Genomic DNA, 22,851 nt, shown 5'->3' with positions numbered 1-22,851 from the left:
GAACCCATTCATTTCTTGCCCCGAAACCGGTTTTGCCCTTAGGATGCCCTCACCATGACCGCCAAGAAGAAACCACAGCCGCACATGCTCTTCGCCACGCCCGACGGCGAAATATTCGATCACCCCGACCTGCTCATGATGGTCCGCAGGGGCAATGAGTTCGGCCTGCCCAGGCCCGACGAGATCACCCCCCTGCCCGACGAATCCGAGTTCTTCATGCTGCCCGGCCGCCACGCCATGGGCTACAGCCAGGAACACGGCCAGGTGGAGGTCATGGAGGAGCTGGCCGTGGCCGCCTTCGCCTGCCCCGGCAACACCGTCACCGGCATCGCGGCCTACGAATCCGACGACGACGCGCCCGTCCTGCCCCTGCTCTCCTACGCGGGCATCGGCTACGCCAACGGCAAGTTCTGGGTGGCCGCCAAACAGGTGGACGAGGACAAGCGCCAGGTGTTCAGCCACATCCCGCCCGACCGCATCGAGGCCGGGGCGCACCAGATCATCTCCGAGCTGCCCGACAACCGGCTGGTCAACCACCTGGCGGGCTGCGCCCTGACCAGCGGCTGCCCGGCGGCCAAGAACCTCGCGCTTGGCCGGTTCGAATGCCCCCTGCCCACCTCGCGCGCCTGCAACGCCGAGTGCGTGGGCTGCATCTCGCTCCAGCGGCCGGACTCCGGCTTCCCCTCGCCCCAGTGCCGCATCGCCTTCCGGCCCACTGCCGAGGAGATCGTCCAGGTCATGCGCCGCCACGAATCCCGCGAACGCCGGCCCATCTTCTCCTTCGGCCAGGGGTGCGAGGGAGAACCGCTGCTGGAGGCCGAACTCATCTGCGAGGCCGTCAAATCCTACCGCGACGACGGCGGCACCGGCACCGTCAACGTGAACACCAACGGCTCGCGCCACCAGGCCATGCCCGCCCTCAAAATCGCCGGGGTGAACTCCATCCGCGTGAGCCTCAACTCCGCGCGCAAAGACCCCTACGAGGCCTACTACCGGCCCACCGGCTACACCTTCGAGGACGTCCGCGAAACCATCTCCAAGGCCCACGACGTCGGCCTGTTCGTGTCGCTGAACCTGCTCTTTTTCCCCGGCATCACCGACACCGAAGAGGAATTCGACGCCCTGGTCGAACTGGGCGAGACCTGCCGCTACGACTTCATCCAGCTGCGCAACCTGAACCTCGACCCGGAACTCTACCTCCGCCTCATGGCCCCCTTCGGCCACTCGCCCGCCATGGGATTCAACAACTTCAAAAAACGACTCAAAAAAGCCCTGCCCTGGATCGAATACGGCTACTTCAACCCATACCTGGGATAGCCGTCGAGAGTCGCCTCCGGCGGCCAGGGGGAAAGGGGAAGAGGGGAACCTTTTGGAAAAGGTTCCCCTCTTCCCCTTCCCCCCTGGCCCCCCCCATCTCCATCTCCCCTCCCAAACTTTTCGGGTCGCTACGCGAGGTTCGAGGGTCATGAGCAGGCGTGCCGCTTTGCGGAACGTTCACGACCACCCCAGCACAAAACCCGCTCCCGCACGGACTTGCCGAAGGCACACAAAAAGTTTGGAAGGGGGGAGTCCAGAGGGGGGAAACTTTTTCAAAAGTTTCCCCCCTCTGGCCGCCGGAGGCATCAAAAAAAGGGCCGCGCATCAGCGCGGCCCTTTTTTTATATGGCAACCAGTGGTCCCGGTTAGGGGAAGACGACCTCGACTTGTTCGGCGGCTTCCTTGCGGGTGGTGATTTCGCCGATGCGGTAGGCTTCGACATCCGGGCGGGCGTCGAGTTTTTCGAGCGCCTCGTCGGCGTCGGCGGGATCGACGATGAGGATGTAGCCGATGGAGCAGTTGAAGATCTGGAGCATTTCGGGCCAGGACAGGTCGCCCTGGTTCTTGATCCAGTCGAACACGGGCAGCATGGCCCAGGAGCCGAAATTGATGGACGCGGCCACGTTTTCGGGCAGGACGCGCGGGATGTTGTCGTAGAATCCGCCGCCGGTGACGTGGACCATGCCTTTGACGGTCATGGACTGCATGAGTTCGAGGACCGGCTTGACGTAGATCTTGGTCGGCTCGATGAGGGTCTCGGCCACGGTCTTGCCGGAGCCGGGGAAGGCGTCGTCGTTTTTCAGGCCGGATTCGCCCAGGATCTTGCGCACCAGGGACCAGCCGTTGGAGTGCACGCCGGAGGAGGCCAGGCCGATGAGCACGTCGCCGGGGGCGATCTCCTTGCCGGTGACGAGCTTGGGGGTATCGACCATGCCGACCGCGAAGCCGGACAGGTCGTATTCGCCGTCGGGATAGAAGCCGGGCATCTCGGCGGTCTCGCCGCCGAGCAGGGCGCAGCCGGACTGGCGGCACCCTTCGCACACGCCGGACACGACCGAGGCGGCCACGCCGGGTTCGAGCTTGCCGGTGGCGAAGTAGTCGAGGAAGAAGAGGGGCGTCGCGCCCTGGACGAGCACGTCGTTGACCGACATGGCCACCAGGTCGATGCCCACGGTGTCGTGGATGCCGAACATGAAGGCGAGCTTGAGCTTGGTGCCCACGCCGTCGGTTCCGGCCACCAGCATGGGCGCTTCCATGCCCCCGATCTCGGGCTTGAACAGGCCGCCGAAGCCGCCGATATCCGTGGCCACGCCGGGGGTGAAGGTGGACTTGACCATGTCCTTGATGCGGCGGACGAACTCGTTGCCCGCCTCGATGTCCACACCGGCCGCGGTGTATGCCTGGGAACGCTTGGCGCTGTCGCTCATGGGTGTCTCCTCTGATGCCGCGCCCGGGTGTCGGGCGCGGGGGTCGTTGGCTTTGGTCGCTTATAGATGGTTGCCGGACCAAGTTCAAGCGACAAGTTCCCGGCCCGGCAATTGCATTTGCCAAGGGGATACCGCGTGCGTATAGTGGGTGAATGGAAGAGTATCAATCAGCCATGGAGGAAACCATGCGCTTTTTCAGTATCATAGCCACATTGCTCCTGACCGTTGTCCTTTTGACGCCGGGGCTCGGCGCTGCCCAGTCCAAATTCCCGAACAAGGACACGGCCAAGAACCGGCAGGACAACGCCTTCGGCACCCGGCCCGCGGAGGACGGGGACGCGGTCACGACCTTCGGGACCAACGAGCGCGGCGACACGACCATCGACTCGCACCAGCCCAAGCAGGAAGAGGTGGATTGGTACGACAAGGTGATCATCGCCGTGGACCCGGACGTTTCCTGGCCCAGCAAGCGTTCCACGACCACGACCACCAAGTCCACGGACCCAGGGGGCAACACCTCCACCTCGACCACCACCACGACCACCGAATAGCCGCCCCGTTTCGGGGCAGGGAGGACCGGCGGGATGATCGAAGCGAGACTCTGGAAACCCCTCAAGGACGGCGCGGTCCAGTGCCGGTTGTGCAATCATTTCTGCGCGGTGAAGCCGGGCGCGCGCGGCAAGTGCGGCGTGCGCGAAAACCGGGAGGGGACGCTGTGGTCCCTGAACTACGACAAGGTGGCGGCGGTCAACCTTGACCCGGTGGAGAAGAAGCCGCTCTATCATTTCCTGCCCGGCACCCGGACCTTTTCCTTCGCCACCATGGGGTGCAACCTGTCGTGCACCTTCTGCCAGAACTGGTCCCTGTCCCAGCCCCCGCGCACGGACGGGACCATCCGCGGCCAGCGGACCTCGCCCGAGGAGCTGGTGGACGAGGCGGTCCGGCGCGGCGCGGCGTCCATCTCCTACACCTATTCCGAGCCGACCATCTTCTTCGAGCTGATGCAGGACACGGCCCGGCTGGCGCGCGTGGCCGGGCTGAAAAACATCATGGTCTCCAACGGATTCATGAGCCCGGAGTGCCTGGAGGCGCTGGGGCCGGACATCGACGCCATCAACGTGGACCTCAAGTGCTACACCGAGTCGTTCTACGAGGAGATTTCCGGGGCGCGGCTCAAGCCCGTGCTCGACAACTTGCGGACCATCAAGCACGAGCTGAAGTGGTGGCTGGAGGTGACCACGCTGCTGATTCCCGGCAGGAACGATTCGCCCGAGGAGCTGGACCGGCTCACGGACTTCCTGGCCACGGAGATCGGCGCGGACACGCCGTGGCACATCTCCCGCTTCCATCCGGACTACAGGATGACGAGCGCCCCGCCCACCTCGGGCGGCTCCCTGGAAGCGGCCTACGCCGTGGGCAAGGCCAAGGGGCTGAAGTACGTGTACATCGGCAACATGCCCGGCTCCAACCGGCAGACCACCCTCTGCCCCGGCTGCGGACGGGAGGTCATCGACCGGTCCGGGTTCTCGGCCAACATGCACGGCCTGCGGCACGGGCGGTGCGCGGCGTGCGGCGAACCCGTCGACGGGGTGGGCCTGGCCTGACCGGCTTGCAAACGGCCCTCTTTTCCAGTAGGTATGCACACCCTCGGGGCGTGGCGCAGACTGGTAGCGCGCCTGCTTTGGGAGCAGGATGCCGGGGGTTCAAATCCCTTCGCCCCGACCAAACGGCAACAGAGCCTTGAATCTTGGTACTCACCTTGATTCAAGGCTTTTTTGTTCCGCCCCGGCCCTCTGGCGCCGTGGCACCGCCCCGGCGCACACCCGGGACAAGGACCGCTTCACCGCGCCGAGATAGACGGATGGAACTGAAGTCCGGGCCGAATATAACGGCGTTGGCAACTCCGGGGCAAACGCGGTATGGTTCATCATAGGGTAAAAGTTGCTATCGGGTGGAGCTGCCATGGCGTTTACTCATATTTTCCGCAGAAAGGACCTTTGCCTCCTTGCCGGGGCCGTTTTTGTCTGCACCATCCTCTCGGGCGGCTATTTCCCCTGCGCTGCCGATTCCCTGCGTGTTCTGACCGTCAACGAGCCCCCCGCCAACTATATTGATACGGATGGGAATATCACCGGTTTTTCCGTGGACGTGGCCAAGGAAATTCAGCGGAGGATCGGAGACCCCACGCCCATCGAGCTGCTTCCGGAAAGAAGGCTGCTCAGCCTGGCGGAAAACGGCAGCCACATCGTCATCGGCATCTCGCGCACGCCCGGCAGGGAGCATCGTTACCACTGGATCACCAAGCTCTTGTTCAAGCCATGGATTTTGTATTCCTATAAGGACAACAATACCCATATCGCCACGCTCGACCAAGCCAAGGAGGTCCGGGTCGGGGTCGTGAACGGCGATGTCCGGGAAGAATTCGCACGGGAGAACGGGTTCAAGCGCATCGACACGACCAACAGCCATCTTTCCAACATGAGGAAATTGATGGAGGGCCGGATCGACCTGGCCTTTCTCGAGCCGCAGGGTGTGGCCTATGAATGCTCCGTGAACAAGCTCGAACTCTCGGCGTTCAAGCCGAGGCTGGTGCCGTATGCCTCCGAGGTCTACATCGCCATGCCCCGGGACACGGATCTGGACCTGTTCCGGCGCTGGGAAGAAGCTGCACGGGACATGAAGCGGGACGGCACGTTCTTCGCCATCGCAGTGACCTGGTCCATGCGGCTCCGCGACAAGTATGGAATAGAATCCATCCCCACCGCCGACGAGTTGATTTTTACCCAGTAGAACGGACCGGCCCTCTTTCCCCAACCGCCGGGTGCGCCTTGCCGTGGGGGCGGGTTCCGTCATAGGATCGGATAATGAAATATCTTCTCATCTTTCTCGCCGTGGTCATGCTGGTCGCGCTCGGGCTGCTTGCACTTTCCTTTTACTCCGCCAGGGTCCCGGAAGGGCTCGGCGTGAACGAAGACGGGCTGGCCGACTGCCCGGACCGGGACAACTGCGTGGCGTCCGAGGCCTCGGCCCCCGGCAGGCGCGTTCCCCCCATCGAGGCCGTCGGGCCGGAGAACGAGGTCATGGACCGGCTTTCGTCGGCCGTCCTGGATCTGGGCGGGGAGATCGCCGAGCGCCAAGGGCCTTACCTGCGGGCCGTGTTCACCAGCCCGCTGTGGCGGTTCCGGGACGACCTGGAATGCCTGTACCGCCCCGCCGAAGGGCGCATCGAGATCCGCTCCGCATCGCGGGTCGGGTATTCCGACTTCGGCGTCAACCGGCGGCGGGTGGAAACGTTGCGCGAGGCCCTGGCCCGGCCTTAGGCCTTTCCTTTCGTCGCATTGTTGCATACAACGGCAACCATGGCACAGATAGAATGGTGTGACTCCCACTCCGTCGGCATCACGGCGCTTGACGATCAGCACAAGGCGCTCGTGGCCCTGACCAACCAGTTGTTCCTGGCCATCATGCGCGACGAGGGGCCGAAGGAACTGGGCCGGGTGCTTGCCGAACTGGCCCGCTACGCCGACTACCACTTCGATTTCGAGGAACAAATCCTGACGGAACACGGCTTCCCGGAATCCGGGTTCTCCCACCACAGGGAAGAGCACCGGAAGCTGACAAGCCGCGTTCAGACGTTGCTGAGACAACACGAAGAGGGTTCGGTGGCACTGGACCTGGACGTGTACAGCTTCCTCCGCGAATGGATGACCGAACACATGATCGGGACCGATTCCGAATACGCCGCTTTCCTCGCCTCCAAAGCCGTCCGCTGATCCCCTCCCGCCCCCTGCCCCGGGGGCATGATCCGGGTGACGTGGGAGATATCCCTGGTCTTTGACTGAATTCCCGGCTGACGAACCGGCGGACCCCTGGTATATGTCGTGGCATATGGCGGGGGGCCTGTTCTTTCGCCCACCCAAACCAAGGAGCGACCATGTACTGCCTCTACGCATTCAACGGCGAACTCATGTGCTTCGTCCACGTCCTGCTCAACGCGCTCGACCTGAAGGAAAAAGGCAAGGAAGCGATCATCGTCTTCGAGGGTGCGTCCGTCACCCTCGTGCCCGAACTGGAAAAACCGGACGCGCCGTTCGGCAACCTCTACCGCAAGGCCAAGGAAGCGGGCCTGATCGAAGGCGCGTGCAAGGCATGCTCGGCCAAGCTGGGCGTGCTCGAAGCGGTCAAGGAAGCCGGGCTGCCCCTGCTCGACGACATGTCCGGCCACCCGTCCATGGCCGCCTACATGGACAAGGGGTACACCATCCTGACCTTCTAGCCGCCCGATCTTGCCCGGCGCGTTTCGACGCGCCGGGCAAAAATTCTCTTTTTCCCTGCCTTTCACCCGAATTATCGCATTCCAGGACAGAAAAACCGGATAAAAATCGTATTCCACCCCCGAAACAGGGGTTCCAAAGTGGACAACCGGTAGGATTTGTCTTACAGACACCCCGCTTTTTGTTGAACTCCGTTCAACGGACTAAGGGGAAGGGACGCCCGAAAAGGCTGTCCCGTTCTCTTTTTCAACGCCGCGCGGTGCCGACAATACGGCGCGCCGGACCTTCATTCCCGCCGGGGGGCGGGACATACTTTTATCATCACAGGTGAACAATATGGCTCAACGTGAACAATGGGGCTCCCGCGCAGGATTCGTCCTGGCCGCGGTCGGCTCCGCCATCGGGCTGGGGAACATCTGGCGCTTCCCCTACATGGCCTACGAGAACGGCGGCGGCGCCTTTCTCATCCCGTACCTCTTCGCCCTGCTCACCGCGGGCATCCCCTTCATGATCCTCGAATTCGGCATGGGCCAGAAATACCGGGGTTCCGCGCCCAAGGTCTTCCGCGCCCTCGGCTCCAAGTGGGAATGGCTCGGCTGGATGCAGGTCATGGTCGCCATGGTCATCACCATCTACTACGTGGCGGTCATCGGCTGGACCATCAACTACACCGGCTTCGCCCTGAACCAGGCGTGGGGCAGCGATCCCAAGGCGTTCTTCTTCGGCGACTACCTCGGCCTGTCCGACTCGCCCCTGAACCTCGGCGCCGTGCGCTGGCCCATCCTGGGCGCGTGCACCCTGGCCTGGGGCATCACCTGGCTGGCCATCACCTCCGGCGTGCGCAAGGGCATCGAGCGGGCCTGCAAGATCCTCATCCCCCTGCTCTTCCTGCTCGTCATCGTGCTCATCGTCCGCGTGGTCAACCTGCCCGGCGCCATGACCGGCCTGAACTACCTGTTCACCCCGGACTTCTCCAAGCTCGCCGACTTCTCTGTCTGGGCCGACGCCTACGGCCAGATATTCTTCTCCCTGTCCATCGGCTTCTCCATCATGCTGGCCTACTCCAGCTACCTGCCCAAGGACTCGGACATCAACAACAACGCGGCCATGACCGTGTTCATCAACTGCGGCTTCTCCATGCTCGCGGGCGTGATGATCTTCTCCGTGCTGGGCAACATGGCCCACGCCACCGGACAGGACGTGTCCGACGTGGCCGGCGCGGGCGTCGGCCTGGCCTTCATCACCATCCCGGCGGCCATCAACACCATGCCCGCCCCCGTGTTCGTGGGAACCCTGTTCTTCCTCTGCCTGACCATGGCGGGCGTCAGCTCCCACATCTCCATCGTCGAGGCCGTGTCCTCCTCGTTCATCGACAAGTTCGGCATGAGCCGCAAACGGACCGCCACCCTGGTGTGCGCCGTGGGCTTTGCCTTCACCATCGTCTTCACCACCGGCGGCGGACTGCTCATCCTCGACATCGTCGACCATTTCATCAACAACCTCTGCATCCTCGGCCTGGCCCTGGTGGAGATCGTGCTCATGAGCTACATCGTGGGCCTCGACGACCTCAACCAGCACGTCAACACCGTGTCCGACTTCCGGGTCGGCACCGCCTGGAGACTGTGCCTCAAGCTCGTCACCGTGGCCGTGCTCGGCTACACCTTCATCATGAACGTCGTCACCGACCTCGGCACCCCCTACGGCGGCTACGCCCAGCAGGACCTCATCCTCCTCGGCTGGTCCCTGCTGCCCGTGGCCTTCGTCATCGCCCTCGCCCTCAGCCGCCGCGAACCCGCCTACGGCTTTGTGCGCAAAAATTAGGAGAACGCCATGAATACCTCCGCTCTCATCATGATGTGCCTCGGCCTCGGCGTCACCTGGGGCGGCGCCGCCTACTGCATCCGCCTCGCCATCAGGAAACGGGGCTGATCCCCGTTACCGACGAAACCAATCAAAAGGGCGCTCCGCAAGGAGCGCCCTTTTGTTTTTGCCTCCGACGGCCAGGGGGAAAGAGGAAGAGGGGAACCCTTTGAAAAGGGGTTCCCCTCTTCCTCTTTCCTCCCCGGACCCCCCAATCCCCTTCTCCCCTCCCAAACTTTTTGGGTCGCTTCGCGAGGGGTGACGGGTCGAGAGAGGCCGACTCTCTTCACCCATGTTCCAACACGCCGCCCTGACACGTTCCCTTGTCCTCCGCCCCGGCACAAACCCGAGCGAAGCGAGCGACAAAAAGCTTGGAAGGGGGAGTCCAGAGGGGGAAACTTTCTCGACAAATCCGCAGGACAGCGGATTTGGACCGCGCCCTCTTTGGGGCGCGACCCCGTAGGGGTGCGGGCCATGGACGGCCCGCATCAAAGTTTCCCCCTCTGGCCGCCGGAGGCATTCCCCCCTACAATCCCTTCTTCTCGAAGAACCGAAACAGGACGATTGCGCCGACGGCGAGGACGAGGACGGGTATCCAGTGGTTGATGCCGAAGAGGGAGGCCCAGGTGAGTTTGCCGTAGTCGCCCCAGGCGAGGACCGAAACCTTCATGGCCGGGTAGAGTTCGGCATAGAGGGCCGCGCCGAGCCAGCCGCCGAGGATGCCCCAGAGGCCGTCGTAACGACCTTCGCCGAAGGCGCCCCAGGAGGTGCCGGGGCAGTAGCCGAGCATGGCCCAGCCGACGCCGAAGAGCAGGCCGCCGATGCCCTGCGCGCCGATGGAGGTCGCCTTCACGGACAGGGCGGCGAGGTCCAGGTCCACGAACAGGTGGATGAGGACGGCGGCGGTGACGATGGCCGAGAACATGAACTTGACGATGGTCATGTCGCGCAGCAGGAGCGCGCCGAGCTGTTTGTCGAAACGGAGAACGCGGCTGCGCTGGAGCAGCACGCCGAACAGGACGCCGGTGAAGAGGCCGAACATGAGCGTCATGTTATTTCCCTCCGTAGAGCAGGCGGGCCATGATCATGCCGCCGACGAAGAAGGCGACCATGGCCAGGGTGCCGCTGACGGTGAGCTGGGCCATGCCGGACAGGCCGTGCCCGCTGGGGCAGCCGCCCGCCATGCGCGCGCCGAACAGGGCGACGGCCCCGCCGGCAAAGGCCATGACGGCCCGCTTGCCGGGCTTGTAGCCGTAGCGCGCCTTCCAGATTTCCGGGAGCGGGTTCCACTCGAAGGACCCGGTGAAGTTGGACGCCAGGAACGCGCCGAAGAAGATGCCGAGCACGAACATCCACTGCCAATCGATGCCCGCGTTCTCGCTGAAATACTTCATGAAGTAGCTGGTCGCCTCGACATGCTGCGGAACCAGGGACAGCTCGACAAGGCCCACGGACCGAACAAAGGACGTGGACGCCCCGAAATACTTGCCCACCAGCAACACGGACAGGGCCAGGAGCAGCCCGGTCAGCGCGCCTCCCAGATACGGGTTCATGCCTGAATCACGTTTGTTCATGGAAGCCCTCCTTACAAGTTTGGGACAAAGTATCGCAGACTGACAAAAAAAAGGAAAGAAAACGACCACCCCGGGAGGAAATCCCTCGACCCCTCACCTCCCAGCGTCGGACACAACCCCCTTCCCCCTCCCCTGCCTTTCAGCGTCGGAAGCGTAGCGACCCCGACGTCCACCCCCGCCGTACCGAGGCTTTCGAGAGTGGTGTGGCAGTGCATTTTTCGAGGGCGCGGCCGACCGCAGCGTATTGCGGCATACGTGAGGATCGGCCGCGCCCTCTAAAAATGTGCTGACGCGCCGCTATCGGAAGCCGTCGCCAAGAGGCAGCGCCCTCGAAGAATGTGCTGACGCGCCGCTATCGGAAGCCGCCGCTACACGTACCAATACATCAAGACGAAGTGGCAGAAGGAACCGCCGATGACGAAGAGGTGGAAGATTTCGTGGAAGCCGAAACGCTTCGGGAAGGGGTCGGGCCACCTGAGGGCGTAGATGACCGCGCCCAGGGAGTAGACCACGCCGCCCGCCACGAGCCAGGCGATGGAGGCGGCGGACATGGCCTGGGTCAGGGGGTAGATGCCCACCAGGACCAGCCAGCCCATGCCCAGGTAGAGGCCGGTGGACAGCCAGCGTGGGGCGTTCATCCAGAAGATTTTCATGACAATGCCGGCCAGGGCCAGCCCCCAGACCGACCCGAACATGGACCATCCCCACGGCCCGCGCAGGGGAATGAGGCAGATGGGGGTGTAGGTGGCCGCGATGTAGAAGAAGATCATGGAATGGTCCACCCGGCGCAGGACGCGGACCCACTCCTCGGACACGGGCAGCCAGTGGTACAGGGTGGAGGCGGTGTAGAGCAGGATCATGCCCCCGCCGAAGATGGAGAAGGTCACGATGTGCCACGGCAGGGTCGGGTCCAGCGAGCGCTCGATGAGCAGGACGGTGCCGAGCACGGCGAGTCCGGCTGCGATGCAATGGGTCAACCCGCTGATCGGGTCCCTGAGCGTTCTGGTCATATCGGCTCCCTGGCTGTTAGCGCCGTCTTCAGTGTGGCACACTTGGCGATATCAAACAAGCGTTCGAGGCGGTTTGTGCCCGCCGTGGGAGCGGAAAACCTAGAATCCGCCGCGGCTCCAGGGCTTCACGGAGTTGCTGCCGCACTGCTCTGCGTCGTCGATCAGGTCGGCCAGGGTGAAGGTGTTCAGCCGCTCGTACATGGCGTCGGCGGCCTCCTGCCACAGCCTGCGGGTCAGGCAGAGCTTCATGCGCGCGCACCCCTTGTCCCCGGAACGGCACTCCACCAGGGAGCCATCGCCTTCCAGGGCGTGGACCACCTCGCCGATGGGGATCTCGGAGGCGGGCTTGGCCAGGGAGTGGCCGCCCCTGGGGCCGCGTTTGGACTTGACGAAACCCACGTCCTTGAGCTTGCGAATCAGCTTTTCCAGGTACTTGGCGGACACGCCCTGGCGGTCGGCAATGTCCTGGATACGCACCGGACCTTCCTTGCCGTGCTGTGCGATGTCGAGCATCATGCGTGTCCCGTAGCGGCTCCGTGTGGTCAGTTTCATAAGTGTTCCTCGCAAGTTGACGCGCCCGGCTCGGGTGCTGATTCACAAACTGGTATGTTCCCGTAGGGGAATTAGCACAAAAAAAAGGCCGCGACAACAATCGCGACCTCTGAGGTCTGTTTAGGAATTCCTTGCGGTTCAGGGCTTGCGGCTCTTCATGTACGCGGCCACGCCGAACAGGCCGAATATCCAGCCGATGCCGCCGAATATCTCGACCAGGGACGGGCCGGAGTCGTGCATCTCTGCCACCATGCGGTTGAGCGGGGCCAGCTCGCGGCGGACGATGGCTTCCACCTGGGCTTCGGTCAGGGTCCCCGCCGGAGCGGCTGCGGCGGCAAGGGCGGCGGGCGTTTGGGGCGCGGCCTGGATCGGGTCCTCGACCACCACGTCGCTGACCGGCCTGGGGGCGTCGGCGAACTCGTCGTACTTCACGGTCCATTCGGCCTGGTGCCCGGTTCCGGCCTTGAGCAGCAGCCGCAGGTCCGCCTGGCGCTCGCGGGCCTCCTTGGGGATGACGAAGGTGAACAGCCCGGCCTCGTCGGTGTTGCCGGAGAGCAACAGCTCGCCGGACGATCCGTCGTAGACCTCGACCACGCCGTCGTTGACGCGCTTGGAGCGGCTGTAGCCGCTGTCGGTGACGATCGTGTCACCCTCTACATAGGCGAAGATGTTGACCTTGTGCGCCTCGGACACGGCGGACAGGCAAAGCGTTGCGGCCAGGGCCAGGCAGACGATGAGCAGAAGACGGTTCATGGAAACTCCTTGTCGGTTTTCCGGTGGCACGGGCGTCCCCGGATCAGCAGGTCAGGACCTCGGGCTTGACCTTGGCCAGGAAGGAATAGGTAAAGGCCGTGACCAGCCCTTCCACCACCATGATCGGCAGGTGGGCGACGAGCAGCACCTGGGCTGCCTCGCGGAACTCGTCGCCGGACAGGGCCAGCGCCCCGGCGGTCAGGACCGCGCTCAGGAGCATGGCCAGGAACCCGCAGGCAAAGGCGGCCGCGAACCGGTTGGGGCCCGACTTGGCGAGCATGGGCCGGAAAACGTAGAAGCAGGCCACGGCGGGCGCGGCCATGTTGAAGGTGTTCACGCCGAGCACGGTCAGGCCGCCGTACTGGAAGAGCACGGCCTGGAGGGTCAGGGCCACCAGGATGGACGGGAACGCGGCCCAGCCCAGGACCACGCCGAGCAGCCCGCCAAGGATCAGGTGGCCGTTGGCCGGGCCGATGGGTACGTGGATCAGCGAGGCGATGAAGAACGCGGCGGACAGGATGGCCACGGACATGATCCGGTCGTAGTCGATGCTCTTCAGGCCGACGGCCGTGCCGCCAACGGCGAGCGCGGCCCCGCCCAGGAGCACCGGGCCGGAGAGGACCCCTTCGGAGATGTGCATGAACACCCGCTTTGGCTTGATCGCTGGAGAATCAACCTCTTGGTTTTCAAGTAGATTCCGCAATCGTGTTAACAAATTTGAATTTGTATACACCCAGCCGTCCCTGTTGACAAGAAGTGTTTGCACCGGCGCGGGCGGTCCGGCATACTGCCCTTGCCGTCGGCTACAGGCGCATTGCGCACGGCGACCAAGGGAGCGAACATGTCCGTCATCATCAGAAAAAGCCTGCTCGAACTCATTTTTTCCGGCGCGTTCATGAAACGCTGGAACGACAAGTTGCGCCCCATGGAGCTGGTGGAGGTCGACAAGCAGGGGCACAAGATGATCGTGGCCTGGCTCCTCTTCCTGCTCAATTCGCGCGGCATGGACGTGGCCCGCAAGCGCGCGCTGGGCGAGGCGATCATCGAGGGCGGCATCTACGACTATCTCTACCGGCTGGTCATAACGGACATCAAGCCGCCGGTCTTCTACCGCATCAAGGAGAATCCCGAGGACTACCGGACCCTGACCAACTGGGTGCTCAAGGAGCTGACCCCGCGCATCTCGCCCCTGGGGGACGACTTCATCCGGCGCATGGGCGAATACCTGATGCACCCCGAGGACAAGGGGTTGGCCCGGCGCATCCTGCACGCCGCCCACCTCTACGCCAGCTACTCCGAGTTCAAGCTGCTCAAGTCCATCAACCGCATGGACCACGAGCTTCAGGAGATCGAGCAGTCGTTCATCGACCGGCTCAACGCCATGCGCGACTTAAGCGGCGTGGCCGAGCTGCTGGACGAGGACGGCACGGTGCTCGGCGGGTTCGCCCGCATGTGCGGCAGGCTGCGCTTCCAGAAACGGTGGTCCCAGACCCCGCGCGTGCCCGAGACCTCGGTCCTCGGCCACATGTTCATCGTGGCCGCCTTCTCCTGGTTCTTCTCCATGGAGGTCGGGGCGTGCCGCGCCCGCAGCCAGAACAATTTCTTCTCCGGCCTGTTCCACGACCTGCCCGAGCTCTTGACCCGCGACATCATCTCCCCGGTCAAGGGCGCCTCCCGCGACATCAGCGAGCTGATCCACGAATACGAGATACTGGAGCTGCACCGCGTGGTCCTCAACCCCCTCAAGGAGGGCGGATACACGGACATCACCGAGCGGCTGGAGTATTTCCTGGGGTTGGAGGTTGGCAGCGAGTTCAAGGCCACGGTGGTCCTGGACGGCAAGATCACCGAGACCTCCGAGACGGACCTGGCCGGGCGGCACAACCAGGACACCCTGGACCCCAAGGACGGCCCGCTGCTCAAGGTCTCGGACTCCCTCGCCGCCTACATAGAGGCGCACACCGCGCTCAAGAACGGCATCTCCTCGGGCCAGCTGCACCACGCCCTGTACCGCATCCAGCAGACGTACAAGGAGAAGCCGGTCATCGCCTCGGTCCAGGTGGGCGCGCTGCTCGCGGACTTCGATTAGTCTCTAGGGATTGGTCAGGCCATACGGGCTGAAGCCGTCCGGGGAAGTGACCAGCACGGCCTCGGTGACGATGCGCTTTTCCACGGGTTTGCCCGCCAGCGCGTCGCAGGCCGTCTCCACCCCGACGCGGCCCATGCGATAGGGCTGCTGGACCATGACGCCCTGAAGAACCCCGTCCGCCAGGGCGCGCCGGATATCCGGCGTGTCGTCGAATCCGACCACCCGCACCTTGCCCGCCAGTCCCAGTTCGCGGATGGCCTGGATGCAACCCATGGTGGCTATCTCGCCCGAGGCGAACACGCCGCTTATTTCGGGGCGGCCGCGCAGCAGGCTCATGGTCCGGTGGTAGGCGTTGCCTTGGCTGACGCCCAGGTAGTCGCTCAGAAGGATATCGTGCCTGCCGCCCGCCTCGACCTCGGCCGCGAATCCGACTTCGCGCTTCTCGGTGGCGCTGCTGCCCTCCTTGTGGCGCAGGAGCAGTATCGTGCCGCCCCCGGGCACGCCGGAGAGCAGGAAACGGGCCGCGACGCGCCCGGCCTCGAGGTTGTCCGTGGCCACGAAACTGACTTGCCAGCCGTCCCCCAGTGCGGAATCGATGACCACCAGCGGGACGCCCTTGTCGCGTGCGGCAAGGGTGACGTCCGTCAGCGCGTCGACGCTGCTCGGCGCGACCACAACGGCGTCCACCCCCTGGGCCAGCCCCTGCTCGATGATCGCCCGCTGCCGATCGTCGCTCTCGTGGGCCAGGGGGCCGCGGTACAGCACCCGGACGCCGCGTTCGACCCCGGCGTCCATGGCCCCCTGCCGCACCATGCCCCAGAACTGGATGGATTCGACCTTGGGCACGACCAGCACCGTGTCCTCGCAGGCCGCGGGAACGGGCCAGGCGAGCGGGAGCCACGCCACGAGCGCAAGGATCGGGTGCATCAGGAATCGCGTCAACTCGTCCGTCCTCCGGATCAACAGATTTGGAAACTCACTCCGATACTGCCATCCGGACCGGGAAACGCCATTATTTTCCTGACTATCGGCGTTCCAGCAGAGCCACGGTCTCGATGTGGTGGGTGTGCGGGAACAGGTCAACGGCCCGGGCGCGCTTGAGTTCGTAGGCCTCGGAAAGGCGCTTCACGTCGCGGGCCAGGGTGGCCGGATCGCAGGACACGGCGAGAATCCTGGCCGGGGCCAGCTTGAGGATCGCCTGGGCCGTGTTTTCGTGGATGCCAGCGCGGGGCGGGTCGATGACCAGCACGTCCGCCTTGGGCAGCCCCTTGAGCACGTCCCCGCCGTCCAGGGTCCCGGCCGTGAACTCGCAGTTGGTCAGCCCGTTGAGCTTGGCGCTGGACCACGCCTTGGCCACGGCCTCCTCGCTGATCTCGTACCCGACCACCTTGCGGACCGTGTCGGCCAGGAAGATGCCGATGGCCCCGCAACCGCAGTAGAGGTCAAGCAGCGTCTCGCTGCCGTCGAACGCGCCGTACTCGCGGACCGCGCCGAAGAGCGCGCCCGCACCGGCGGTGTTGGTCTGGAAAAAGGCGTTGGGCGCGATGTGGTAGCGCGCCTGGCGGCCGTCGTGTTCGACCATCTCCTCCACGGTGCGCGATCCCAGCCGGAACTCGATCTTCTCGCCCGTGGCGGCCAGGGACCGCTTGGCGCGGGAGGAGTGGATGAAGGAGGTCAGCTCCGGAAAGCGGTCCACCAGGGTCTCGCCCAGTCCCTCGGCCCGGCCGTAGAGCTTCTCGTCGTCCGAAGTGATCAAATGGACCATGACCTCGCCCAGCGCGGTATGGCGCACCACCAGGTGACGCCAGAACCCCTCGTTGGCCGAGGGGTCGAAGGCGGGCAGGCCGGACCCCTGTGCGAACTCCCGGGCCAGGCGCAAAATCTCCACGTCCCGCTCGGCGCAGAGGTGGCACTCCTCGATGTCCACCACCGGGGGCAGCCCCTTGTCGCCGGCGGCCTGGGCCGCGCGCAGGCCGAGGTGCAGCTTGTTGTCCCGCTGCTCGAAGACGAACTCCATCTTGTTGCGGTAGTTCCACACGGCGGGCGACGGCAGGGCCGGGTCCATGGACAGGGACTCCACGCCGCCGATACGCCGGAGCGCGTTCTCCACCTGGGCCGCCTTCTGGGCCACCTGCTCGGCGTAGTCCAGGTCCTGGACCGCGCACCCGCCGCACTCCCCGAAGTGGGGACAGCGCGGCTTCACCCGGTGCGGTGACGGCGCGACCACGGACACGGCCTCGGCCTCGGCGAACCGTTTCTTGGCCTTGACCACGCGGGCGGTCACGACATCGCCGGGCAACCCGCCGGCCACGAACACGGCCATGCCGTCCACGCGGGCCACGCCCCGGCCGCCGAAGGCCAGGGATTCGATGGAACATTCTATGATTTCGTCTTTGTGCAAGGGCATGGGAGCCTCCTCGGTTCCGTGAGCGTACACTGTGGCACGACGGGACGCGGTATACAATGATTGATGGCGGAAAGGCGGTTTGACACGGATTGAAGCGGCTGTCTATGGTTAAGGCCATGATCGACAAGGCCACCGCCATGACAACGGTCCTGCGCAAGCTCGACAAGCTCCCCCAGGGGTGCGCCATCGACCTGCGCACCTACAAACGCAACCGGTCCGTGCTCATCCGCCGAACCGGGCCGGACGAGTTCGACGTGGTCGAGGACGGATTCTTCCAGGACCGCTTCCTGGTCCCTCTCTCGGGCATGAAAAAACTGCTCAAGACCCTGTTCAAGAAGGAATTCCCCCGCTCCACCAAGATCCGGGCCTACGACCTTGGCGACGCGGACGAGCGCGACTTCGAGGGGCGCAAGACCCTATGATCGACCTCGGCTCGGCCCTGCCGTCCGCCCTGAACCGCCTCAAGCGGCTGGAGGTGGGCGGGTTCGTGGAGCTGTTGACCTTCAAGCGCGACCGGGGCGTGGAAATCCTGCGCACCGGCGAGGACCGGTTCGAGGTCCGCGAGTTCGGCTACCGCGACGAGACCGTGCAGGCCGGGCAAAAGGACCTGCGCAGGCTGCTCAAAACCGTTCTCAAACGGGAATTCCCGCGCTCCAACAAGGTCCACCTGCGCGAGGGTCAGCGCGGGTCGGGCGGACGATAGCCGTTCAGGGTCATGGTGAAGTGGCCCACGGCCACCTTGGACCGGACCTTGACCGGGATGCGCCGCTCGTCGGCCGTGAACCAGACGTACAACTCGGCGTCCCTGGACTTCTTGAACACCCCGGACAGGTGGCTGATGTCCAGCCGGACCTTGTGGGCGTCCACCTCCCCGATGCCGGTCTCGACCTTCTCCACCCCCTCGACGTAGGCCGTGCCCACCACCGATATCTTGCCGTCGGACACGTTGGCGTCGAAGCGCAGCCCCTTGTACAGGACCTGCTTGCGGAAGGCGAACAGGATGGACATGGGATCGAACACGTCGCACGGCTGGTCCAGGGTATGCTGGAGCTTGCCCCGGGCGTAGCGGTAGGACAGGTTGGCGGCCTTGTCGAAGACCAGCTCCACCTTCTTGTGGTAGGACCCTTCGTTCTGGTCCTTCTTGTAGAGCAGGGAGTGGGTCACGTCCAGGTCGGTCCACGCCTCCATGGTGTCCCGCACCTTGTAGAACGTGTCCACCCACCCGAGCGTCCGGGCCTCGGCCCGGAAAAGGCGGGCGGGAGCGCCGTCCAGCTCGGTGTCCGGGGCGCAGGTCAGCTCGGCCGTGCCCGCGTGGATGAAGGTCCAGTGGATGTCGTAGGACATGCGCTCGCCCGGCCCGAAGGGCGGGACCGGTTCGCTCCCCGCGGACGGGGGCGCGACCAGGAGCAGCAGAAAGAGGAGCGGCAGAACCGCCGAAAGCATCTTGCGCATGGCCGATAATCGCCGCCTTCGGATGCCAAGTCAAGGCGGACTCCTCCAACCTCCCCGTTGTTATGGACAAATCCCTGCACACAAGGTAGGAGGATGAGAGAAAAGGCCCAGACTCAAGCATGTTACCGGAGGATTTGCCCTTATGATGCTCAGAAAGCGCGCCTGGGACATGATGCGCGACGAATTTCCGACCGTGCGGGACGACGCCAGCCTGGCCGAGACCATCCGCGTCATGCGCGAGGCCATGGTCGATGCCCCGGACTCTCAGGTGGTGGTGGTCAAGACCAAGGGCGGCAAGCTCAAGGGCACCATCAACCTGTGGCAGCTCTTCAAGGCGGTCAAGCAGTCGGTGCTCAAGGACGAGAACCTCAAGGCCGACGGCGAGGTCGACTGGGACCAGCAGTTCGCCAACGCCTGCCTGATCTGCACCCAGCTCAGGCTCGACGAGTACCTGATCACCAACCCGCCCCTGCTCAAGCCCAACGACCCCATCCTGGTGGTCCTGGACGTGTTCCTCAAGTCCCGCCGGGACTGGGCCCTGGTCATGGAAGCCGACAAGGTCATGGGCGTGGTCTACGTCACCGACGTATACCGCGAGATGACCCGCGACATGGTCCAGATCTTCAAGTAGCCCGAACCGCGATGAAAACGAGGCGGCCCGCTCCGGATGGAGCGGGCCGCCTTTTTTTGCGAAATACGGTCGGGACCTAGCGGGTGTAGCCCGCGGCCCGGTCCAGGTTCCCGGCAATGTAGTCGTCGATCCAGGCGATGTCCTCCCCGGAGCACTCCTCCTTGTAGCCGCCCACCTTGCCCTTGCGGACCTTGAAGGTCTGGGGATCGTCCGGGTCGCCGGGGCGCATGCGCTCGTTGGTGAACGCGCCCTTCTTCTCCAGCTTCTGCATGCGCGCGAAGCTCGACGCCTCCACGGCGTTCTCCAGAATCCGGTCCGGGATGAAGTCCACCCCGAAGAAGGCGCGCAGCCGCCGGAGCTGGCCCTGGGTATCGCCCTTCAGGTCCTCGTAGCGCAGGATCATGTGCTCGCGGGTCACGCCGATGCCCCGGAGCCATTCGTTGTAGAACTTGACGATGCACGGCAGGCCGCCGTCCTCGGAGCGGATGAAGGTCGACAGGTCGGTGTCCACCAGCCCCTGGCGCTTGGACAGCTGGTGGAACTGGGAGACCACCACGTCGCGCGGGTCGCGCATCAGGAAGAGGACCCGCTTGCCCGTGTACCGTTTGGTGCGGAAGGCGATTTCATCCACGTGCTTCTTGTAGGCGTCGCCGTCGTGGTGCATCTCGATGAACGGGATGCGCAGGTTCCGCCAATGGACCTTCTTCTTCAGCTCCAGCATCTCGTCGTTGTCCAGGCCGAGCTCGAAATATTCGTTGAACATGTTGCCCAGCATGAACCGGACCCAGGTGCGGCCGCACTTGGGGTAGGAGACGATCTCGTACTTGCGCTTGAAGAGCTCGCTCACGTGGCGAAGCTGATACTTGATGTAGTGCATAGGGTCCTTGAGACGGGTTCGGGTGATCTCGGCGCGGGCCTCGCCCGCCGGACCTGAGCTACCCTGCCGGGCGCGGATTGGCAAGCCCGGGCTACTTCATCTTGAGGTCCAGCAGCAGGAGCATCTGCAACGCCTTGGTGATCTCGCGGTCGTAGCGCGCGTCCTGGGCCAGGGAGTTGGCCGCCTCAAGGAAAGTCATGGGCGCGGCGTAGGGGCGCTTGGTGACCATGGCGCAGAACGAGTCGGCCACCGCGGTCAGCCGGGCCGGAAACTCCTGCTTCACGGACTTGAGGGGATAGCCGGACCCGTTGATCCGCTCGTGATGCCCGGTGACGCAGTCGTCCAGGTCGGCGTAGCGCACGCCGAGCTTGCCGAGCATCTCGTACCCGACCTTGGTGTGGGCGTTGATCTTGGTCCGCTCCTCGCCGGTCAGGGGCTTGTCCTTGGTGCGCAGGAAACCCGGCACCTTGGCCATGCCCAGGTCGTGCAGGAACAGCCCGGCCAGGACGTGGTCGAAGGTCTTGCGCTTGACCCCGTCCTGGAACCCCTTCTCCTTGATCTTGCCCCACAGGGCCACGCCCAGGAAGCCGGTGTTCACGGAGTGGTTTTCCAAGGTGTGCTCGGCGTGCAGCCGCCGAACCAGGGCGCGGGCGCGGCGGATGTCCGCGTAGAGGTACTCGGACAAGACCATGAGATCGACCCACAGCTTCTCGAAGACCGCGGCCACGGGCTGCTCGAAGAACTCGGCCAGCCTGCGGGTCAGGGCCTGGGTGAAGATGTCGGCGATCTCCTTTTCCTTGAGATTCTTGTCCACCAGCACGAGATCCAGCTGGTAGCTGATGTGCTTGACGTAGACCGGATGGTCCTCGCGCGAGACGAAGACCAGCCCCTCGTTGGTCATCCGGGCCAGCTCCTCCACCTGTTCGTTGGACAGCCGGCCCCCGGCCTTGAAGTAGGGGATGACCCGCGCCACGTCCTCCTTGAAGGTGAAGATGTTCAAGGGCGGGCGGTACTTGTTGAAGCTGCCCAGGATGTCCGAGCTGATCTGGTAGTACTCTTCGTTCAGTCCGTCGGGGATGTCGTGCTTCTGGTCGGCTCTCATCGGGTCTGCTAGCCCTCTTCCTTGCTCTGTTTCTCGTACAGCTTGACCACGTTGGTCTGGGTGGCGGAACGGCCCCGCTCGGGCTGGCCCGCGGTGATGATCACGATGTCCCCCTCGGCAAAGGCCGGGGACTGGCGGACGAACACCTCGGCCCGCTCCTGGTGGTCGTGCAGGACGTCCAGGGGTATGGCAGGGATAACCCCCCAGGAAAGATTTGTGAAGTGCCTAACCGTATGGTTGGACGAAAGGGCGTAGACCGACTGCTTGGGCCTGCACGACGAAAGCAGCCTGGAGGTCGCGCCCGAAGTGGAGTGGCAGACGATGGCCTTGGCGTTGGTCTTGCCCGCGAGCATGGCCGCCGCGTAGGCCAGGAAGGTGGACGGGTGCTCCTTGGCCACGCCCCGCTCCAGGTCCGCCTGCCCGGACTCGAACAGGTACGACTCGGTCTCGTAGGCGATCTTGCGCATGAACCGGACGGTCTCGCCGGGATAGCGGCCGATGGCCGTCTCCTCCGAGAGCATCACGCAGTCCGCGCCGTCCAGGATGGCGTTGGCCACGTCCGTGGTCTCGGCGCGGGTGGCCATGGGCGAGTTGACCATGGAGAGCAGCATCTGGGTGGCCACGATGACCGGCTTGCCCGCCTTGTTGCACGCCTTGATGATCCGCTTCTGGGCCACGGGCAGCTCGGCCAGGTCCAGCTCCAGCCCCAGGTCGCCGCGCGCGACCATGATGCCGTCGGCCTCCTCCAGGATTTCCTCCAGGCAGGCCAGGGCCGCGGTTCGCTCCAGCTTGGCCACGATGGGCAGCTGCTTGCCGTGCTTGGCCATCTCGGTGCGCAGGTTGCGGATGTCCTCCGGTTTCTGCACGAAGCTCATGGCCACCACGTCCACGCCCAGCTCCAGGCCGATGGCCAGGTCCGCCTTGTCCTTTTCGGTCAGCGGGGCCAGCGGGGTGACCGTGCCGGGGAAGGTGATGCCCTTGCGCGGGGGACACATGCCGGAGTTGGTGGCCTGCAGCCGGATAAGATGCTCGTCCTCGATGGCCACCACGTTGAACCGGATCATGCCGTCGGACAGGGCCACGGGATCGCCGACCTTCACGCCGTGGTACATCTCCGGGATGTCCAGGCAGATGAACGGCTCGGTGGCGGCCTCGGCCTTGTCCGAGGTGCCGAGCAGGACCTCGGTCCCCTTGGAGACCTCGATGGCCCCCAACCCCACGTCGCAGGTCCGGATCTTGGGGCCGGACAGGTCCTGGAGCACGGTCAGGGTCAGGCCGGTCTCGCTCTCCAGCCTGCGGATAATCTCCACCATCTTGGAAAAGAAGTCGCGTCCCCCGTGGGAGAAGTTGAGCCGGAAAATCTTGGCGCCCGAGGCGACCAGCTCCTTGACCGCCTCGTACGTTTCGGTGCCGGGTCCCAGAGTGGCGATGATCTTTATGTGCCGGTCCATGACAGCCTCCTTGCCCCGGAGGGCGTCCCGTTGGAGGCCGTTGCGGGGCTCGTCTTGTATTTGATTTTACGAGAC

General features: G+C 64.5%; 26 protein-coding genes and 1 tRNA gene. 14 read left to right on the top strand and 13 right to left on the bottom strand.

Annotated features, from left to right (window positions below):
• Positions 1 to 54: 54 nt before the first annotated feature.
• A complete protein-coding gene (locus tag AWY79_RS06030; protein ID WP_066801606.1) occupies positions 55 to 1,317 on the top strand; it encodes a radical SAM family protein in 1,263 nt (420 codons plus the stop codon).
• A gap of 365 nt (positions 1,318 to 1,682) precedes the next feature.
• On the opposite strand, the gene purM is transcribed toward AWY79_RS06030, so the two are convergent.
• A complete protein-coding gene (gene purM / locus AWY79_RS06025; protein WP_066801602.1) occupies positions 1,683 to 2,744 on the bottom strand; it encodes a phosphoribosylformylglycinamidine cyclo-ligase in 1,062 nt (353 codons plus the stop codon).
• A gap of 185 nt (positions 2,745 to 2,929) precedes the next feature.
• Between purM and AWY79_RS06020 the strand changes: the two genes are divergently transcribed.
• The 9 genes from AWY79_RS06020 to AWY79_RS18670 all read left to right on the top strand — a co-directional run bounded on the left by AWY79_RS06020 (position 2,930) and on the right by AWY79_RS18670 (position 8,947).
• Complete coding sequence (locus tag AWY79_RS06020; RefSeq protein WP_066807050.1) at positions 2,930 to 3,295, top strand: hypothetical protein; 366 nt, start codon at positions 2,930 to 2,932, stop codon at positions 3,293 to 3,295.
• 33 nt (positions 3,296 to 3,328) lie between these two features.
• Positions 3,329 to 4,348: an AmmeMemoRadiSam system radical SAM enzyme gene (gene amrS, locus AWY79_RS06015; RefSeq protein WP_066801599.1), complete on the top strand. Its 1,020-nt coding sequence runs from the start codon at positions 3,329 to 3,331 to the stop codon at positions 4,346 to 4,348.
• A 44-nt stretch (positions 4,349 to 4,392) separates the two neighbouring features.
• Positions 4,393 to 4,469: transfer RNA gene (locus AWY79_RS06010), tRNA-Pro, on the top strand.
• A gap of 237 nt (positions 4,470 to 4,706) precedes the next feature.
• On the top strand, positions 4,707 to 5,534 hold the full coding sequence (locus AWY79_RS06005; RefSeq protein WP_066801596.1) for a substrate-binding periplasmic protein: 828 nt from the start codon (positions 4,707 to 4,709) through the stop codon (positions 5,532 to 5,534).
• A gap of 74 nt (positions 5,535 to 5,608) precedes the next feature.
• The gene (locus AWY79_RS06000; RefSeq protein WP_066801594.1) at positions 5,609 to 6,064 is read left to right on the top strand and encodes a DUF1499 domain-containing protein; all 456 of its coding nucleotides are present in this window, start codon (positions 5,609 to 5,611) and stop codon (positions 6,062 to 6,064) included.
• Between the two features lie 39 nt (positions 6,065 to 6,103).
• Positions 6,104 to 6,517: a bacteriohemerythrin gene (locus tag AWY79_RS05995; protein WP_066801591.1), complete on the top strand. Its 414-nt coding sequence runs from the start codon at positions 6,104 to 6,106 to the stop codon at positions 6,515 to 6,517.
• Positions 6,518 to 6,678: 161 nt separating this feature from the next.
• Entirely contained in the window at positions 6,679 to 7,020 is a 342-nt protein-coding gene (locus AWY79_RS05990; RefSeq protein WP_066801588.1) for a DsrE family protein, read from the top strand.
• A 334-nt stretch (positions 7,021 to 7,354) separates the two neighbouring features.
• Positions 7,355 to 8,839, top strand: coding sequence for a sodium-dependent transporter (locus AWY79_RS05985; RefSeq protein WP_066801586.1), 1,485 nt, complete (start codon positions 7,355 to 7,357; stop codon positions 8,837 to 8,839).
• A gap of 9 nt (positions 8,840 to 8,848) precedes the next feature.
• Positions 8,849 to 8,947 (top strand): MetS family NSS transporter small subunit, encoded by a 99-nt coding sequence (locus AWY79_RS18670; RefSeq protein ID WP_133986990.1) that lies wholly within the window; start codon positions 8,849 to 8,851, stop codon positions 8,945 to 8,947.
• A gap of 457 nt (positions 8,948 to 9,404) precedes the next feature.
• Here AWY79_RS18670 and AWY79_RS05980 read toward each other — a convergent pair whose 3' ends face one another.
• The 6 genes from AWY79_RS05980 to cbiM form a co-directional block, all read right to left on the bottom strand.
• Complete coding sequence (locus AWY79_RS05980; RefSeq protein ID WP_066801583.1) at positions 9,405 to 9,929, bottom strand: YeeE/YedE thiosulfate transporter family protein; 525 nt, start codon at positions 9,927 to 9,929, stop codon at positions 9,405 to 9,407.
• Between the two features lies 1 nt (position 9,930).
• Positions 9,931 to 10,452, bottom strand: coding sequence for a YeeE/YedE thiosulfate transporter family protein (locus AWY79_RS05975; protein WP_066801581.1), 522 nt, complete (start codon positions 10,450 to 10,452; stop codon positions 9,931 to 9,933).
• A gap of 368 nt (positions 10,453 to 10,820) precedes the next feature.
• Complete coding sequence (trhA, locus tag AWY79_RS05970; RefSeq protein WP_066801579.1) at positions 10,821 to 11,462, bottom strand: PAQR family membrane homeostasis protein TrhA; 642 nt, start codon at positions 11,460 to 11,462, stop codon at positions 10,821 to 10,823.
• A 99-nt stretch (positions 11,463 to 11,561) separates the two neighbouring features.
• Positions 11,562 to 12,014 (bottom strand): RrF2 family transcriptional regulator, encoded by a 453-nt coding sequence (locus AWY79_RS05965; RefSeq protein ID WP_066801577.1) that lies wholly within the window; start codon positions 12,012 to 12,014, stop codon positions 11,562 to 11,564.
• A 138-nt stretch (positions 12,015 to 12,152) separates the two neighbouring features.
• Positions 12,153 to 12,767: a hypothetical protein gene (locus AWY79_RS05960; protein WP_066801575.1), complete on the bottom strand. Its 615-nt coding sequence runs from the start codon at positions 12,765 to 12,767 to the stop codon at positions 12,153 to 12,155.
• 43 nt (positions 12,768 to 12,810) lie between these two features.
• The gene (gene cbiM, locus AWY79_RS05955; RefSeq protein WP_066807048.1) at positions 12,811 to 13,407 is read right to left on the bottom strand and encodes a cobalt transporter CbiM; all 597 of its coding nucleotides are present in this window, start codon (positions 13,405 to 13,407) and stop codon (positions 12,811 to 12,813) included.
• Between the two features lie 201 nt (positions 13,408 to 13,608).
• Here cbiM and AWY79_RS05950 point away from each other — a divergent pair, with 201 nt between their 5' ends.
• On the top strand, positions 13,609 to 14,856 hold the full coding sequence (locus AWY79_RS05950; RefSeq protein ID WP_066801572.1) for an HD domain-containing protein: 1,248 nt from the start codon (positions 13,609 to 13,611) through the stop codon (positions 14,854 to 14,856).
• Positions 14,857 to 14,859: 3 nt separating this feature from the next.
• Here the strand turns inward: AWY79_RS05950 and AWY79_RS05945 are convergent, their stop codons facing one another.
• Together AWY79_RS05945 and rlmD are read right to left on the bottom strand one after the other, a co-directional pair.
• Positions 14,860 to 15,783, bottom strand: coding sequence for a substrate-binding domain-containing protein (locus tag AWY79_RS05945; RefSeq protein ID WP_066801570.1), 924 nt, complete (start codon positions 15,781 to 15,783; stop codon positions 14,860 to 14,862).
• A 97-nt stretch (positions 15,784 to 15,880) separates the two neighbouring features.
• Positions 15,881 to 17,263 (bottom strand): 23S rRNA (uracil(1939)-C(5))-methyltransferase RlmD, encoded by a 1,383-nt coding sequence (gene rlmD, locus AWY79_RS05940; RefSeq protein WP_066801567.1) that lies wholly within the window; start codon positions 17,261 to 17,263, stop codon positions 15,881 to 15,883.
• 116 nt (positions 17,264 to 17,379) lie between these two features.
• Here rlmD and AWY79_RS05935 point away from each other — a divergent pair, with 116 nt between their 5' ends.
• Both AWY79_RS05935 and AWY79_RS05930 read left to right on the top strand, forming a co-directional pair.
• The gene (locus AWY79_RS05935) at positions 17,380 to 17,685 is read left to right on the top strand and encodes a hypothetical protein (RefSeq protein WP_066801564.1); all 306 of its coding nucleotides are present in this window, start codon (positions 17,380 to 17,382) and stop codon (positions 17,683 to 17,685) included.
• Positions 17,682 to 17,966: a hypothetical protein gene (locus AWY79_RS05930; protein WP_066801560.1), complete on the top strand. Its 285-nt coding sequence runs from the start codon at positions 17,682 to 17,684 to the stop codon at positions 17,964 to 17,966. The genes AWY79_RS05935 and AWY79_RS05930 overlap by 4 nt, the downstream gene beginning before the upstream one ends.
• Here the strand turns inward: AWY79_RS05930 and AWY79_RS05925 are convergent.
• The gene (locus AWY79_RS05925) at positions 17,942 to 18,715 is read right to left on the bottom strand and encodes a DUF3108 domain-containing protein (protein WP_233491016.1); all 774 of its coding nucleotides are present in this window, start codon (positions 18,713 to 18,715) and stop codon (positions 17,942 to 17,944) included. The genes AWY79_RS05930 and AWY79_RS05925 overlap by 25 nt on opposite strands.
• 142 nt (positions 18,716 to 18,857) lie before the next feature.
• On the opposite strand from AWY79_RS05925, the gene AWY79_RS05920 reads away from it, so the two are divergent.
• Positions 18,858 to 19,346 (top strand): CBS domain-containing protein, encoded by a 489-nt coding sequence (locus tag AWY79_RS05920; protein ID WP_066801557.1) that lies wholly within the window; start codon positions 18,858 to 18,860, stop codon positions 19,344 to 19,346.
• Positions 19,347 to 19,422: 76 nt separating this feature from the next.
• Here the strand turns inward: AWY79_RS05920 and AWY79_RS05915 are convergent, their stop codons facing one another.
• The 3 genes from AWY79_RS05915 to pyk all read right to left on the bottom strand — a co-directional run bounded on the left by AWY79_RS05915 (position 19,423) and on the right by pyk (position 22,776).
• A complete protein-coding gene (locus tag AWY79_RS05915) occupies positions 19,423 to 20,223 on the bottom strand; it encodes a sulfotransferase domain-containing protein (protein ID WP_066801554.1) in 801 nt (266 codons plus the stop codon).
• A 91-nt stretch (positions 20,224 to 20,314) separates the two neighbouring features.
• Positions 20,315 to 21,325 carry an HD-GYP domain-containing protein gene (locus AWY79_RS05910; protein WP_066801551.1) on the bottom strand — a complete coding sequence of 337 codons (1,011 nt, stop codon included), beginning with the start codon at positions 21,323 to 21,325 and terminating at the stop codon, positions 20,315 to 20,317.
• A gap of 8 nt (positions 21,326 to 21,333) precedes the next feature.
• Entirely contained in the window at positions 21,334 to 22,776 is a 1,443-nt protein-coding gene (gene pyk / locus AWY79_RS05905) for a pyruvate kinase (RefSeq protein WP_066801548.1), read from the bottom strand.
• Positions 22,777 to 22,851 lie beyond the last annotated feature (75 nt).

Source organism: Pseudodesulfovibrio indicus, assembly GCF_001563225.1.
Lineage (GTDB): Bacteria > Desulfobacterota > Desulfovibrionia > Desulfovibrionales > Desulfovibrionaceae > Pseudodesulfovibrio > Pseudodesulfovibrio indicus.
This window is presented reverse-complemented; position numbering and strand designations above follow the sequence as displayed.

Excerpts from the sequence above, each read along its gene's own strand:
- AWY79_RS06030 (WP_066801606.1), top strand. The coding sequence starts at position 55 with ATGACCGCCAAGAAGAAACCACAGCCGCACATGCTCTTCGCCACGCCC.
- purM (WP_066801602.1), bottom strand. The coding sequence starts at position 2,744 with ATGAGCGACAGCGCCAAGCGTTCCCAGGCATACACCGCGGCCGGTGTG.
- AWY79_RS06020 (WP_066807050.1), top strand. The coding sequence starts at position 2,930 with ATGCGCTTTTTCAGTATCATAGCCACATTGCTCCTGACCGTTGTCCTT.
- amrS (WP_066801599.1), top strand. The coding sequence starts at position 3,329 with ATGATCGAAGCGAGACTCTGGAAACCCCTCAAGGACGGCGCGGTCCAG.
- AWY79_RS06005 (WP_066801596.1), top strand. The coding sequence starts at position 4,707 with ATGGCGTTTACTCATATTTTCCGCAGAAAGGACCTTTGCCTCCTTGCC.
- AWY79_RS06000 (WP_066801594.1), top strand. The coding sequence starts at position 5,609 with ATGAAATATCTTCTCATCTTTCTCGCCGTGGTCATGCTGGTCGCGCTC.
- AWY79_RS05995 (WP_066801591.1), top strand. The coding sequence starts at position 6,104 with ATGGCACAGATAGAATGGTGTGACTCCCACTCCGTCGGCATCACGGCG.
- AWY79_RS05990 (WP_066801588.1), top strand. The coding sequence starts at position 6,679 with ATGTACTGCCTCTACGCATTCAACGGCGAACTCATGTGCTTCGTCCAC.
- AWY79_RS05985 (WP_066801586.1), top strand. The coding sequence starts at position 7,355 with ATGGCTCAACGTGAACAATGGGGCTCCCGCGCAGGATTCGTCCTGGCC.
- AWY79_RS18670 (WP_133986990.1), top strand. The coding sequence starts at position 8,849 with ATGAATACCTCCGCTCTCATCATGATGTGCCTCGGCCTCGGCGTCACC.
- AWY79_RS05980 (WP_066801583.1), bottom strand. The coding sequence starts at position 9,929 with ATGACGCTCATGTTCGGCCTCTTCACCGGCGTCCTGTTCGGCGTGCTG.
- AWY79_RS05975 (WP_066801581.1), bottom strand. The coding sequence starts at position 10,452 with ATGAACAAACGTGATTCAGGCATGAACCCGTATCTGGGAGGCGCGCTG.
- trhA (WP_066801579.1), bottom strand. The coding sequence starts at position 11,462 with ATGACCAGAACGCTCAGGGACCCGATCAGCGGGTTGACCCATTGCATC.
- AWY79_RS05965 (WP_066801577.1), bottom strand. The coding sequence starts at position 12,014 with ATGAAACTGACCACACGGAGCCGCTACGGGACACGCATGATGCTCGAC.
- AWY79_RS05960 (WP_066801575.1), bottom strand. The coding sequence starts at position 12,767 with ATGAACCGTCTTCTGCTCATCGTCTGCCTGGCCCTGGCCGCAACGCTT.
- cbiM (WP_066807048.1), bottom strand. The coding sequence starts at position 13,407 with ATGCACATCTCCGAAGGGGTCCTCTCCGGCCCGGTGCTCCTGGGCGGG.
- AWY79_RS05950 (WP_066801572.1), top strand. The coding sequence starts at position 13,609 with ATGTCCGTCATCATCAGAAAAAGCCTGCTCGAACTCATTTTTTCCGGC.
- AWY79_RS05945 (WP_066801570.1), bottom strand. The coding sequence starts at position 15,783 with ATGCACCCGATCCTTGCGCTCGTGGCGTGGCTCCCGCTCGCCTGGCCC.
- rlmD (WP_066801567.1), bottom strand. The coding sequence starts at position 17,263 with ATGCCCTTGCACAAAGACGAAATCATAGAATGTTCCATCGAATCCCTG.
- AWY79_RS05935 (WP_066801564.1), top strand. The coding sequence starts at position 17,380 with ATGATCGACAAGGCCACCGCCATGACAACGGTCCTGCGCAAGCTCGAC.
- AWY79_RS05930 (WP_066801560.1), top strand. The coding sequence starts at position 17,682 with ATGATCGACCTCGGCTCGGCCCTGCCGTCCGCCCTGAACCGCCTCAAG.
- AWY79_RS05925 (WP_233491016.1), bottom strand. The coding sequence starts at position 18,715 with ATGCGCAAGATGCTTTCGGCGGTTCTGCCGCTCCTCTTTCTGCTGCTC.
- AWY79_RS05920 (WP_066801557.1), top strand. The coding sequence starts at position 18,858 with ATGATGCTCAGAAAGCGCGCCTGGGACATGATGCGCGACGAATTTCCG.
- AWY79_RS05915 (WP_066801554.1), bottom strand. The coding sequence starts at position 20,223 with ATGCACTACATCAAGTATCAGCTTCGCCACGTGAGCGAGCTCTTCAAG.
- AWY79_RS05910 (WP_066801551.1), bottom strand. The coding sequence starts at position 21,325 with ATGAGAGCCGACCAGAAGCACGACATCCCCGACGGACTGAACGAAGAG.
- pyk (WP_066801548.1), bottom strand. The coding sequence starts at position 22,776 with ATGGACCGGCACATAAAGATCATCGCCACTCTGGGACCCGGCACCGAA.